The sequence below is a fragment of the Brevundimonas sp. genome (genome assembly GCF_047617075.1).
Lineage (GTDB): Bacteria > Pseudomonadota > Alphaproteobacteria > Caulobacterales > Caulobacteraceae > Brevundimonas.
Map to the genome: position 1 here is coordinate 120,374 of NZ_JBLGCI010000006.1, position 11,152 is coordinate 131,525.

Annotated in this window: 12 protein-coding genes; 8 read left to right on the forward strand and 4 right to left on the reverse strand. The window is 66.7% G+C overall.

Annotation, left to right across the window (positions count from 1 at the left end):
- The first annotated feature begins 270 nt into the window (after positions 1 to 270).
- The 8 genes from ACI8U3_RS08410 (at position 271) to ACI8U3_RS08445 (ending at position 8,086) form a co-directional block, all read left to right on the forward strand.
- On the forward strand, positions 271 to 1,101 hold the full coding sequence (locus ACI8U3_RS08410; RefSeq protein WP_415014418.1) for a flagellin: 831 nt from the start codon (positions 271 to 273) through the stop codon (positions 1,099 to 1,101).
- Positions 1,102 to 1,229: 128 nt separating this feature from the next.
- Positions 1,230 to 1,475 carry a flagellar protein FlaG gene (locus ACI8U3_RS08415; protein WP_415014419.1) on the forward strand — a complete coding sequence of 82 codons (246 nt, stop codon included), beginning with the start codon at positions 1,230 to 1,232 and terminating at the stop codon, positions 1,473 to 1,475.
- 133 nt (positions 1,476 to 1,608) lie between these two features.
- On the forward strand, positions 1,609 to 2,445 hold the full coding sequence (locus ACI8U3_RS08420; RefSeq protein WP_415014420.1) for a flagellin: 837 nt from the start codon (positions 1,609 to 1,611) through the stop codon (positions 2,443 to 2,445).
- A 69-nt stretch (positions 2,446 to 2,514) separates the two neighbouring features.
- Positions 2,515 to 5,223: a transcriptional regulator gene (locus ACI8U3_RS08425; RefSeq protein ID WP_415014421.1), complete on the forward strand. Its 2,709-nt coding sequence runs from the start codon at positions 2,515 to 2,517 to the stop codon at positions 5,221 to 5,223.
- An 85-nt stretch (positions 5,224 to 5,308) separates the two neighbouring features.
- The gene (locus ACI8U3_RS08430) at positions 5,309 to 5,983 is read left to right on the forward strand and encodes a hypothetical protein (RefSeq protein WP_415014422.1); all 675 of its coding nucleotides are present in this window, start codon (positions 5,309 to 5,311) and stop codon (positions 5,981 to 5,983) included.
- Complete coding sequence (locus tag ACI8U3_RS08435) at positions 5,983 to 6,381, forward strand: hypothetical protein (protein ID WP_415014423.1); 399 nt, start codon at positions 5,983 to 5,985, stop codon at positions 6,379 to 6,381. The genes ACI8U3_RS08430 and ACI8U3_RS08435 overlap by 1 nt, the downstream gene beginning before the upstream one ends.
- A gap of 93 nt (positions 6,382 to 6,474) precedes the next feature.
- The gene (gene ssb, locus ACI8U3_RS08440; protein WP_415014424.1) at positions 6,475 to 6,951 is read left to right on the forward strand and encodes a single-stranded DNA-binding protein; all 477 of its coding nucleotides are present in this window, start codon (positions 6,475 to 6,477) and stop codon (positions 6,949 to 6,951) included.
- Positions 6,952 to 7,180: 229 nt separating this feature from the next.
- On the forward strand, positions 7,181 to 8,086 hold the full coding sequence (locus tag ACI8U3_RS08445; RefSeq protein ID WP_415014425.1) for a DMT family transporter: 906 nt from the start codon (positions 7,181 to 7,183) through the stop codon (positions 8,084 to 8,086).
- Here the strand turns inward: ACI8U3_RS08445 and ACI8U3_RS08450 are convergent.
- The 4 genes from ACI8U3_RS08450 to ACI8U3_RS08465 are packed head-to-tail and all read right to left on the reverse strand — an operon-like array spanning position 8,083 to position 11,152.
- Positions 8,083 to 8,940 carry a peptidylprolyl isomerase gene (locus tag ACI8U3_RS08450; RefSeq protein WP_415014426.1) on the reverse strand — a complete coding sequence of 286 codons (858 nt, stop codon included), beginning with the start codon at positions 8,938 to 8,940 and terminating at the stop codon, positions 8,083 to 8,085. The genes ACI8U3_RS08445 and ACI8U3_RS08450 overlap by 4 nt on opposite strands.
- Positions 8,941 to 8,954: 14 nt before the next feature.
- Positions 8,955 to 9,803: a peptidylprolyl isomerase gene (locus ACI8U3_RS08455; RefSeq protein WP_415014427.1), complete on the reverse strand. Its 849-nt coding sequence runs from the start codon at positions 9,801 to 9,803 to the stop codon at positions 8,955 to 8,957.
- Positions 9,800 to 10,285 (reverse strand): pantetheine-phosphate adenylyltransferase, encoded by a 486-nt coding sequence (coaD, locus tag ACI8U3_RS08460; RefSeq protein WP_415014428.1) that lies wholly within the window; start codon positions 10,283 to 10,285, stop codon positions 9,800 to 9,802. The genes ACI8U3_RS08455 and coaD overlap by 4 nt, the downstream gene beginning before the upstream one ends.
- A gap of 57 nt (positions 10,286 to 10,342) precedes the next feature.
- Positions 10,343 to 11,152, reverse strand: coding sequence for an aminotransferase class IV (locus ACI8U3_RS08465; protein WP_415014429.1), 810 nt, complete (start codon positions 11,150 to 11,152; stop codon positions 10,343 to 10,345).

Here is an 11,152-nt window from a genome sequence, read left to right on the forward strand (position 1 = left end):
GGCGGCCACAGCCCGGGGAGCCGCGCAGCGATAGTCTAGCAGGCGGCAAAAAATGCCGAGGCCCCGGCAATATTTGCAGGGAAAAGCAGCCCGACGGCACATTCTGCCGGCCCCCAGTCTTGGTGAATGATACTATAACGCCGTGATTTCAGTGGCTTGGGGTTACACCGTTCCTGCTTGAACTGGCCCGCCCCTTGCTTCGAGGGACCCGAGCAAAATGCTCCCGGCCGTCAAAATGACGCCGGACACCTTGAAAGAAAAGGACGCGTCATGCTGAACAGCGTGAACACCAACGTGGGCGCTATGGTCGCCCTGCAGAACCTCTCGCAAACCAACTCCGAGCTGAACACGGTCCAAAACCGGATCAACACCGGTAAGAAGATCAATTCAGCCAAGGACAATGGAGCCATCTGGGCCATCGCCCAGAACCAGCGCGCCGAAATGGGCGCCCTGAACACCGTCAAGGAAAGCCTGCAACGCGGTCAGTCGACCGTGGACGTGGCCATGGCCGCCGGCGAATCCATCTCCGATCTGCTGCTGCAGATGAAGGAGAAGGCCCTGGCCGCGACCGACGAAACCCTGACCAGCGCCTCGCGTGAAGCCTTGGCCGAGGACTTCGACTCCATCCGCGACCAGATCACCTCGGTGATCGAGAACGCCTCGTTCAACGGCGCCAACCTGCTGGATGACTCCCTGTCCAACGGCTACAAGGCCCTGGCCTCGGCCGACGGCACCTCGACCATCGACGTCGAGAACCAGGACATGAGCCTCAGCGGTTCGATCGTGACCCTGGGCGCCGCGGACAGCATCGGCACCGTTACGGACGCGTCCGACTCGCTGGCCCTGGTCGACGCCTCGATCGCCAACGTCTCGGCCGCCCTGGCCAAGATGGGCACCAGCTCCAAGGCCCTGGGCACCCACCTGAACTTCGTGGGCAAGCTGCAGGACAGCCTGGAAGCCGGTATCGGCAACCTGGTCGACGCCGACCTGGCCAAGGAGAGCGCGCGACTGACCGCTCTGCAGACCAAGCAACAGCTGGGTGTGCAGGCGCTTTCGATCGCCAACTCCTCGACCTCCATGCTGCTGGGACTGTTCCGCTAATCCAGGAACGGGGAGGGAGCGCCCATGGGCGCTCCCTCCATCTTCCCGTGAATCGGGAGGCGCCGGCCTGACAGTCGGCGAGATGAGGGATGGATGCACATGCAAAGATAAGTCGCGTTTCGCTTCCGGTGGTTTCCGCCAGCGCGTCGTCCGGTTCGGGCGACTTCGGGGACTCGAAGCCGTCACAGGAAGCCGAACGCCTCGCGCGTTACCGTCTGGTGATCGAGGAAGGCGCCGCCAAAGGCGCGTTCGTCTACAAGATCCTGGACCGCGAGACCGGAGAGGTCATCCGCCAGCTGCCCAGAGAAGAGGTGGCCAGAATCGGAGACCAGAACAGCTACGCCGCAGGAGCGGTGATCGACACACGGGCCTGAAGCTCGCGCGTCGCTGAGAAGCCAAACCGCCCGACCGCCGGTCGAGGCGGCAATCGTGGTTTACGCGCGTTAACCATACGCATACGACTCGGTCGATAGGTTGCCCTTCGAAAACCTCGGGGGACGAAGACCCATGACCAGCAGCGTTCACACAAACACATCGGCGCTGATCGCGCTTCAGAACCTGAACCGGACGAATGAGCGGCTCGAAGCCGTGCAGGGCCGGGTGAACACCGGCCTGAAAGTGCAAGGCGCCAAGGACAACGCCTCGGTCTGGGCCATCGCCCAGGGGCAGCGGGCGGACATGGGTGCGCTGAACGCGGTGCAGATGAGCCTGGACCGCGCCACTTCGGTGGCGGACGTGGCCCTGTCGGCGGGTGAGACGATCTCGGACCTGCTGAACCAGCTCAAGGAAAAGGTCGTCGCGGCCAACGATGAATCGCTCAAGACGCAATCGCGCGAACTGCTGAACGACGACTTTCAGGCGCTTCTGAGGTCCATCAGCCAGGCGGTTCAGAACGCCGAGTTCGACGGCGCGAACCTGCTGGACGGCTCGCTCAGCAACGGCGTGCGCTTCCTGGCCAATGCGGAAGCGGACGCCTTTGTGACGCTGAGCACGCGGGACCTCAGCCTGGGTGGCGGCATCATCGATCTGACTCTCAGTTCCAGTCTGCTGACCATGACGGACGCGGCCGATGCGCTGACGGACCTGAACAATTCCATTTCGCAGGTGAACTCGGCGCTCGGCGCCCTGGGGTCGCAGGCCAAGCAGATCGAATCGCACAACAGCTTCGTCTCGCGCCTGATGGACACAGTCGAATCCGGTATCGGGAATCTGGTGGACGCGGACCTGGCCAAGGAGAGCGCCCGATTGACGGCCTTGCAGGTCCAGCAGCAGCTGGGCACCCAGGCCCTGTCGATCGCCAACCAGGCGCCGCAGGTGATCCTGTCGCTGTTCCGCGGCGGTTAAGGACGATTCGCTGACGAGGCTTAAAGCTTCGTTTGCCGCGCTGCGTGCATTCTGGCCGCCGGAGCGTCCATGATCGACAACAGCTACATTCTGGGACTGTTCGGCCAGTCGGTTTTCCCGACGGGCGCGGGCGGCTTGGGCGGCGTTCAGGCGCCGCGCCCCAAGGCCCAGCCGACGCCCCCGTGGGACAATTCGCGTCAGACGCCGCAAAGCGATCTGCTGCGTGCGGCGCTGGCCGGGCGCAGTCTGATCAACGAGTCGGCGGCCCGTCTGGACGTGCCCGGCGCGTCGGCGGACTACGGCAAGCTGTTCACGCTCTATCAGGGGCTGGCGTCGCTGGCGGCATTGGCCGATCAGGCCGGCAGTCCCGGCGCGTCCACGACGCAGGTCTCGCTGGCTGACAAGCGATTCCAGTCGGGGCTGTCGGAAGTTTCCAGCTGGCTGTCCCAAGCGGGCTTTGACGAATTTTCCATGGTTCAGGGCACCTCCAGCGCCCTGTCCAAGAGCACCGCGGGCGTTGCGCGCGACACCTCCAAGTCCCTGACCGGGCCGATCCATGAAGGGTCGCTTTCCGATCCAGTCGCCGCCTTTGAGGGCGATGTGCGGTTCCGCATGACGGTCGGAAAGCTGGAGACCTCGGTCGACATCGACATTGACCTGGCCGAAATGGGCGCCCAGCCGCGCACCCTCAGCGCCGTCATCAGCCATATCAACGGCAAGCTTGAGGACGCCGGGGTTCAGACCCGCATTGGTCGCGAGATGATTCCGACCGAGGAACGCAACATCCAGGTGGGCGACAAGACGGTGAAGCTGCCAGACGGCCCCGAGCGCTGGGCCCTGATGGTGCGAGGGTCTTCGGTCGAGACGGTCGAGTTTTCCGCACCCGAAACAGCCGACGCGGTCTACGTGACCCAAGGATCGGGCGCCGGCAACCAAATGCTGAAATTCACCGACGGCGCGGGCATTGGCGCGGCGGCCGGGATCGGCGAGACCCACTGGGTGGATGGACGCCTGTCGCAGGACGGCCTGCCCGAAGGCGTCAGCGCCGTTCGCGCTACGGAGACGGATGCCGAAGGCAATGTCTGGATGGTGGCGGACCTCAGCGAGGGCGGCGCCAATCAGCCCATCAAGGGAACCAGCGACGTCGCCCTGATGAAGTTCGATTCCGCAGGCCGGCTGGTGTTCGCGCGCGCGCTGGGCGCCGCCAGCGAGGCGTCGGGCTATGCCTTGGCCATATCCGATGACGGACGGGTCGCGGTGGCGGGATCGGTGACCGGCGCCCTGGTCAACGGAGATGTGGGCGCCAATCGCGCCGTCTCGGACAGCTTCGTCACGGTCTATGATCTGGACGGCGAGGAGCAGTGGACGCAGCGGCGCGGCGCGTCCGCCGCCGACGAAGCCACGGCCGTGACCTTCGGCGACGACGGCACGGTCTATGTGGCCGGGCGGGCCAAGTCGGCCATGACCGGCGCCTCGGCGGTCGGCGGCTGGGACGGCTATTTGCAGGCCTTCAGCCAGACCCAGGCCTATCCGACCGCGCCGGTCACGGCGGCGTCGAAATTCACGACGCAGTTCGGCACGGGCGGCGACGACTCTGTCGCGGGTGTGACGGTCGAGGGCGCCGACGTCTATGTGGCCGGGGTGGAGAACGGGCGTGGCGTTCTGAGGCGCTACACCCTGAATCCCACGGGCGCACCGACCCTGGCCGCGACCCGGGACCTGGGCCTGATGGGCGGCGAGATCGCCGGAATTTCGGTCTCGGACGGGCGGGTGATCGTCTCCGGGACCACTCATAATTCCGACCTGGCCGCTGGAGCGACCGTGAACACGGCCCACGCGGGGGGCAAGGACGCCTTCGTGCTGTCGCTGGATTCCAGCCTGGCCGCGGACGGAAACGACCGCCTCACCTTCCATGGCGGGGCGGGCGACGACACGGCGGCGGACGTGAAGGTGGTGGACGGCAAGGTCTGGCTGACGGGGCTGCACGACCGGCCGCTGGGCGGGTTGGAGGATGATCCCAGAGAGGGATACGCCGCCCGTCTGGACCCCGAAACCGGCGCTGTGGAATGGTCTCGATCCTGGCAGGGCGTGGACGACCAGGCGGTTCCGGCGACCCTGGCGGTCGCCTCGGGCGGGGCCAGCGTGCTGGACCGGCTGGGCCTGCCCACCGGCGTCATCGCCCAAGGCGACTCCAAGCTGCTGACCGCCGCCACCTCGGTGCGTGCGGGCGATCGCTTCGAGGTGGTGGACGCCAATGGGCGATCGCGCACGGTGACCATCGAGTCGCGCGACACCTTGCAGTCCCTGGCCCGCAAGATCGAGCAGGCTTCCAACATGCAGTTGAGGGTGACGGTCGCCTCCGAGGGCGGCGAAGTCACCGGCAAGGACGGCGAGACCACCCTGACCATGGGCGGCGTCCAGCGCCTGTCAATCAGCGCGCGCAGCGGCCGCGAGGGCGCGATTCTGAAGTCGGGCGAGGCTGGGCGCGACGCTCTTGCCGGGCTGGGCCTCAGCCCCGGCTTCATCGGACCGACGTCGGGAGACGATGCGCGCACCACCTATGGCGTGGAACTGCCCAACACCCTGCACCTGGCCACGCCCGATGCGGCCAAGCGGGCTGGTGAGGCGATCCTGGCGGCCATGAAGGTGGTCCGTGACGCCTATCGCGACCTGAAGCCGGAGGACCCACTGACCCAGGCGGTGGGGCGGGCGCCCGCCTATATGACCGAACGCATCGCCAACTATCAGGCCGCCCTGTCCCGCCTGACCGGCGGATAGGGGAAAACCCGCGCCAGACTTCGCTTGGCGGTTGACGGCGCGCCCGCGCCGGGGGTTATTGCGGAAAGATTTCCGCGAGAGGTTCATGGCGTTTCCCAACGACAACCGCATCATTCTGGCGCTGGGCGCTGTGCTGGCCGTGGTGGCCGCCGTGGTCATCGCGCTGGTGTTCATGGGACGAGGCGGCGATGAGCCGGCGCCGGAACCCGAAGAGCGCGCGGGCCTGCAACTGGACGTGACTGAGGCGCCGGATCTGGAGCCGACCCGCGAGCTGCGTTGCTTCGTCGACGGCCAGTTCGTGGGTATGGCCACCCTGGCCGATTGCGCCCGTCAGAACGGCGTGGCTACCGAGGGACTGGATGTGGGTCTGGACGAGACCGGGGCACTGGCCGCTGCGCCGACCGCCGTGTTCGCGCCGCCGCCGGAAGAGCCGCCGCTGGAGCTGACCGAGGCCGATCCCATCAACCCGCCGTCGGTGACGCCGACGCAGCCCGCGCCGCAACCCGTTCAGGCAGGCGCCGCGTGTCTGCGTCACGTGGGCGGCGAATGGCGCCAGCTGTCGAGCGGCATGAGCCAGGGCGCCTGCGTCCAGGCGCTGTTCGCCGGAACCTGCGTGCGGCCCGGTGACGCCCAGTACGGCCGCTGGGGCGACACCACCCTGAGGCTGGTGCCGCGCCGGGTGGAGCAGTCGCAGGACAACAGCCGCTTCCGCACCCTGGCGGAGCAGGACCGCAACTGTCAGTTCCCGGGGCTGCGCTGATGAATCGGATTTCGTTGATCGCCGCCTCTGTATTGGCCCTGGCCGCAGCCGCCTGCTCCAGCAGCACGCGCGCGCCGACGGAGCCGGGTGTCTGCCACCACGTGGTTCAGGACGGCGAGGAGGTTCGCTTCAACGTGCTGGCCGAGGACGTGGAATCCATCGAGTTCTGCGCCGCGCGGCTGGAGGAAATGCGCCTGAACTTCCTGCGTCTGGGCGGATCGACCAGCGAGGTCATGGGCGCCTATCAGGGGCAGTTCATCTTCATCCAGCGCGAGGGCGTCTATTTCGGCCAGACGCTGGAGGGCGGCCGGTTCTTCGCCCTGGCCCGCACCGGCGACGGGCGACTGGCGATCCCGGGCGTGATTCAGCGTGAACCGGCCCCGGAAGCCGCGGATTGACGCCACGCCTCAGGCGTGAACAATATGTGAACATGGTTGTCCGTCCGGCGTCGTCGCCGGGTCAGGACCGCCTTACGGAACAAGGAAGAAACAATGGCGGGCAGCGTCAACAAGGTCATTCTGGTGGGCAACCTGGGACGAGATCCCGAAATCCGCACCCTGAACTCGGGCGAGAAGGTCGCCAACCTGTCGCTGGCCACCTCCGAGCAGTGGCGTGACAAGGCATCCGGCGAGCGCAAGGAAAAGACCGAGTGGCACCGGGTGGTGATCTTCAACGAGAACCTGGTGCGGGTGGCCGAGAACTATCTGAAGAAGGGCTCGACCATCTATATCGAGGGATCGCTCCAGACCCGGAAATGGACCGATCAGCAGGGCGTGGAGAAGTACTCCACCGAGGTGGTGCTGCAGAAGTTCCGCGGCGAGCTGACCATGCTGGGCGGCCGCGGCGAGGGCGGCGGATCGGGTCCGCGCGACGACGACGGCTATTCCTCGGGCTTCTCGTCCGGCGGGGCCAACAAGCCGTCCGGTCCCAAGGAAAGCTACGACCTCAACGACGATATTCCTTTTTGAGGGCGCTAACGCGCGGCTCGCGGAGCCGCGCTGCTTGAGCGCATTTTGAGGGCGCTATGTTCGGGTCGCGGTCCCCCTTTCTCCCAGCGGGAGAAGGATGAACGCAGCGCCCGCGCTCAAGAAGCGAGCGACCGCATCGTGAGCGTTAGCGCGCTCGGCCGCAAAGCGCCCTAAAATATGGTCATGATTTTTGAGGCGCGCGTGGTGCGTGCCCGTGGCATGAGCGGGTGTGACCGACTCCCGTTCCTCCATGACCGTCGCCGAGATCGCCGCCATCGCGGCGATCGTGGTGATCTGGGGCGTGAACAACGCGGCGGCGAAAGTGGCCACCGAGAGCCTGCCGCCCCTTCTGACCGGGGCGTTGCGTTTCGGCCTGGCGGCGGTGTGTCTGGCCTGGTTCGTGCGGCCGCCGTTTCCGAACTGGAAGAGCCTGGTTCTGCTCGTACTGCTGGGCGGTCCGATCCACTTCGCTCTGATCTACCTGGGCTTTTCCATGGCCAACGACGTCAGCCCGCTTTCGGTGAGTCTGCAGTTGTGGATTCCCATGACGGCGCTGTTCGCCTTCCTGCTGCTGGGAGAGCGGATCACCGTGTCGGCGGTACTGGGCATGCTGATCGCCTTCTTCGGCATCGCCTGGATGGTGCTGGACGCCCATGCTTTCCTTGATTTGCCCGCCATCATGATCGGGGTTGGCGCCAGCGTGGCCTGGGCCCTGACCACGGTGATCGCGCGCCGGACCAAGGCCGTGTCCCCTATGAAAATGCAGGGCTTGCTGGCGATGACCGCCTTTCCGGTCCTGCTGCTGGGTTCGCTGACGTTCGAAAACGGCCAGATCGCCGCCATGCAGGACGCTCCGCCCCTGGCGTGGGGCGCTGTGGCCTTCGGCGCCTTTATCTCCACGGTGATCGCCACGGGCCTGGCCTTCTGGCTGGTGCAACGTCGTGAGACCGGACGGGTGACGCCCTATCTTCTGCTGACGCCCGTGGTGTCCATCCTGGTGGGATGGGGATTCATGGGTGATGTGCTGACACCCCAGATTCTGACGGGCGCCGCCTTCACCCTGATCGGGGTCGCCATCGTGGCCTTGGCCGAGCGGGGCCTGCGCGCCGGGGTGGCCCCCGGCGCCAAGGTCTAGAGGGCGGGCCCGGTCACATCCACCGGCGGTTCCAGATCGCAGATGGAGAAATCAGCTCCGCGTGCGGCGCGAGCCTGTTCGATCATGGCGGTGAAGGTGGGTGACGCCGTGCTCAGAACCCGTGCGACCGGGCGCTGGTCAGCCGGGATGTCAGCCGCCACCCGAACAGAGGTCATCACGTCCTGGGGCGCAGTCACCGCGCCGGACGGTTCCTCGCCGGTCTTGATGGACCGCACAACATCCAGGCCCGAGATGACCCGGCCCCAGGCGGTGTAGCGTTTGTCCAGCGAGGGGTAGGCCTGCCGCATCAGGAAGAACTGGCTGTTGGCGCTGTCCTGCGCCTCGCCCCGCGCCATGCCCGCCACGCCGGGGCAATAGACGCCCCAGGCGTGGACCATGCCGTCGCCGGTGCGCGCCATCAACTCGTCCGGCTGGGTCTGGATGGGCAGCGATCCCAGAAATCCCACCGGGGCGCCCATGGGGTCGGCCACGGGCGTGAAGGGCATGTCCGCCCCCCGGCGGAAGGTCAGCTCGGCGGTCAGGTCCGGGTAGGCGCTCTGGCCGTCGCCGGTGCCCAGCGGATCGCCCGTCTGGGCCATGAACCAGTCGATCACCCGGTGCCAGACAAGGCCGTCATAAAAGCCGTTTCGCGCCAGCAACCGCATGCGCTCCACGTGTCCCGGTGCGGCGAGGGGAGCCATCTCGACCAGGATGCGCCCACGAGTAGTGTCGATGACCAGAAGGTTCTCCGGCGCCACAGTGCGCCATTCAGACTCCGGCGTCGGCGCGATTTCCTGGGCCAGAACTGGCGTGGCCATCAGAGCGGCGGCGACGGCGAGGATCGACAGACGCATGGCGGCTTCCTCTCTCAACCTTCGATGCGAACGGGCGGGACCACGTCGCATACGCTGAGTCGATCGGCCCGTTCCGTCACGGCGGCCTGGACGATCTCGGCCATGCGCGGCGAGCGGACATCCAGCACCTGGGCGCGAGGCCGTTCCGACTCGGGCATATCGGCGGCGAGGCGGGCGCGGATCATGAGGTCCGGATCGGTGACCGCGCCGTCCTCATCGTCGCGGCCGGCCTTGAGAGATTCGACGACCTCAAGGCCCTGCAGGACCCGACCGAACGGGGCGTACTGGCCATTCAGGCTGGCCCGATAGGCGGTCATGAAAAAGAACTGGCTGTTGCCGCTGTCGGGGGTGTTTGCGCGCGCCATGCCGGCCACGCCGGGGCAGAAATAGCCCATGGCGTCCACCCGGTTGTCCGCCGTCACGAACATCTGCGCGTCGGGCTGGGTGCGCACCGGCATCACGCCGAAGAGACCGAATATGGCCCGATCCTGGCTGGCGGTCGGGGTTTCGATGAAACCTGATCCCCGGCCTCGCCGAAAACTGAATTCCGCCGGCACGCCCGGCAGATCGCTGCCGCTTGCTCCCGTTCCCGTGGGGTCGCCGGTCTGAGCCATGAAGTTGCGGATGACCCGGTGAAAGGCGTGATTCTGGTAAAAACCCTGACGGGTCAGGGTCTGGATGCGTTCAACCGTCTGAGGGGCCACCTCGGGCGTCAGTTCCACCAGAACCCGTCCCTTGGTGGTGTCGATGACCCACAGATTCTCGGGCGCCACGTCACGCCAGACCTCGGCGTCCTGTGCGGAGGCGGAAGGGGCGGCGGCCATCAGGGCGAAGGCGGCCAGCAGGCCGGTCAATGATTTCATGCTTGCATAACCTTGGCCCGGACGCGCTCGGCGACCCGGGGACTGACGAAACTCTCGATCGCGCCGTCCAGACGGGCGATCTCCTTGACGAGGCGGGAGGCGATGGCCTGGTGGCGCGGATCCGCCATCAGGAAGACGGTCTCGATGTCGGCGTTCAGGCGCTGGTTCATGGCCGTCATCTGGAACTCGTATTCGAAGTCGGCCACGGCCCGAAGTCCTCGCACGATGACGCTGGCGTTCAGGCTCTCGGCGTAGTGCATCAGCAGGGTCGAGAACGGTTCGACCACAATGTCGGCATTGAGGGGCGCCACCTCGGCGCGCAGAAGTTCGACCCGCTCCGCCGTGGTGAACAGCGGCCCCTTGTCGTCGTTCTGGGCCACGCCGATGACCAGCCGGTCCACCAGTTTCACGGCCCGGCCGATGATGTCCATGTGCCCGTTGGTCACCGGATCAAAGGTGCCCGGATACAGTCCGATGCGCATAAGGCCCTGATCTCCCCCGCTTTCGCTCACCGGTCTAGCATCGGGCGTTCGCCGAACCTAGACCGGCTGACACGGGTTTGATCGCCAGGCGTTTGTCAGCAGCTGTATGAGGTCCGGCCTCTCAGGATAACGGACCGCCCCGATGACCGACACCCCGGCGGCGGGAATGGCCGAGTTGGTGATGAAGGCGGCGTCGAAATCGGGCAGCTCCGGCAGGCCGACCCAGCGCTGCTCCGTCGCCACGTCCACCGCCTCCAGCCCGCGCTGGATCAGGGCCTGGCCCGTACCCGCCAGCATAGGCCCCTGGGGCCAGACCACCGTATCGCCCTTCAGGAAGCCGATGTTCCAGATGCTGCCCTCTGTGATGCGGCCGTTGTCTTCGGCGAACAGCACGTCGTCATGGCCCGCCGCCATGGCCTCGCGCCGCTCGCGGATCAGGCCGAAGGTCGCCACATGCTTCAGGTGGGGCGCCTCGCGCTCGTAGCGGGAGACGCTCAATTTCAGCGGGCCGGCCATTTCGGCGGCGGGCGGCCCGACCATGACCATGACGTCCGGTGCGCCTTTCGCCGATGGATCGCGGACGCTGATCCCCCGGTTGAACAGATTGATCCGCACGGACGCCGCGCCGGACTGGTCCCGCAGCGCCTGACGGATCCAGCCGCGCACCGCGTTCTCGTCCGGGGCCTGACTGAACAGCGCGACGCCGCTGTCTCGCAGACGCGCCAGATGCAGGTCCAGCCCGCGTACGCCCCAGCCGTCGACCCCCTCGACCGCCTGCATGGAGGTGAAGGCGCCGTAGTTCACCAGCGCCAGATGCAGCAGGTCATGCTGATCGGCCGGCTCGCCGTTGACCAGCAGGGTCAGCAT

What these genes read in the sequence shown, in the direction of transcription:
- ACI8U3_RS08410 (WP_415014418.1), top strand. Translation starts at nt 271, where the DNA reads ATGCTGAACAGCGTGAACACCAACGTGGGCGCTATGGTCGCCCTGCAG.
- ACI8U3_RS08420 (WP_415014420.1), top strand. Translation starts at nt 1,609, where the DNA reads ATGACCAGCAGCGTTCACACAAACACATCGGCGCTGATCGCGCTTCAG.
- ACI8U3_RS08425 (WP_415014421.1), top strand. Translation starts at nt 2,515, where the DNA reads ATGATCGACAACAGCTACATTCTGGGACTGTTCGGCCAGTCGGTTTTC.
- ACI8U3_RS08430 (WP_415014422.1), top strand. Translation starts at nt 5,309, where the DNA reads ATGGCGTTTCCCAACGACAACCGCATCATTCTGGCGCTGGGCGCTGTG.
- ACI8U3_RS08435 (WP_415014423.1), top strand. Translation starts at nt 5,983, where the DNA reads ATGAATCGGATTTCGTTGATCGCCGCCTCTGTATTGGCCCTGGCCGCA.
- ssb (WP_415014424.1), top strand. Translation starts at nt 6,475, where the DNA reads ATGGCGGGCAGCGTCAACAAGGTCATTCTGGTGGGCAACCTGGGACGA.
- ACI8U3_RS08450 (WP_415014426.1), bottom strand. Translation starts at nt 8,940, where the DNA reads ATGCGTCTGTCGATCCTCGCCGTCGCCGCCGCTCTGATGGCCACGCCA.
- ACI8U3_RS08455 (WP_415014427.1), bottom strand. Translation starts at nt 9,803, where the DNA reads ATGAAATCATTGACCGGCCTGCTGGCCGCCTTCGCCCTGATGGCCGCC.
- coaD (WP_415014428.1), bottom strand. Translation starts at nt 10,285, where the DNA reads ATGCGCATCGGACTGTATCCGGGCACCTTTGATCCGGTGACCAACGGG.
- ACI8U3_RS08465 (WP_415014429.1), bottom strand. Translation starts at nt 11,152, where the DNA reads ATGCTGACCCTGCTGGTCAACGGCGAGCCGGCCGATCAGCATGACCTG.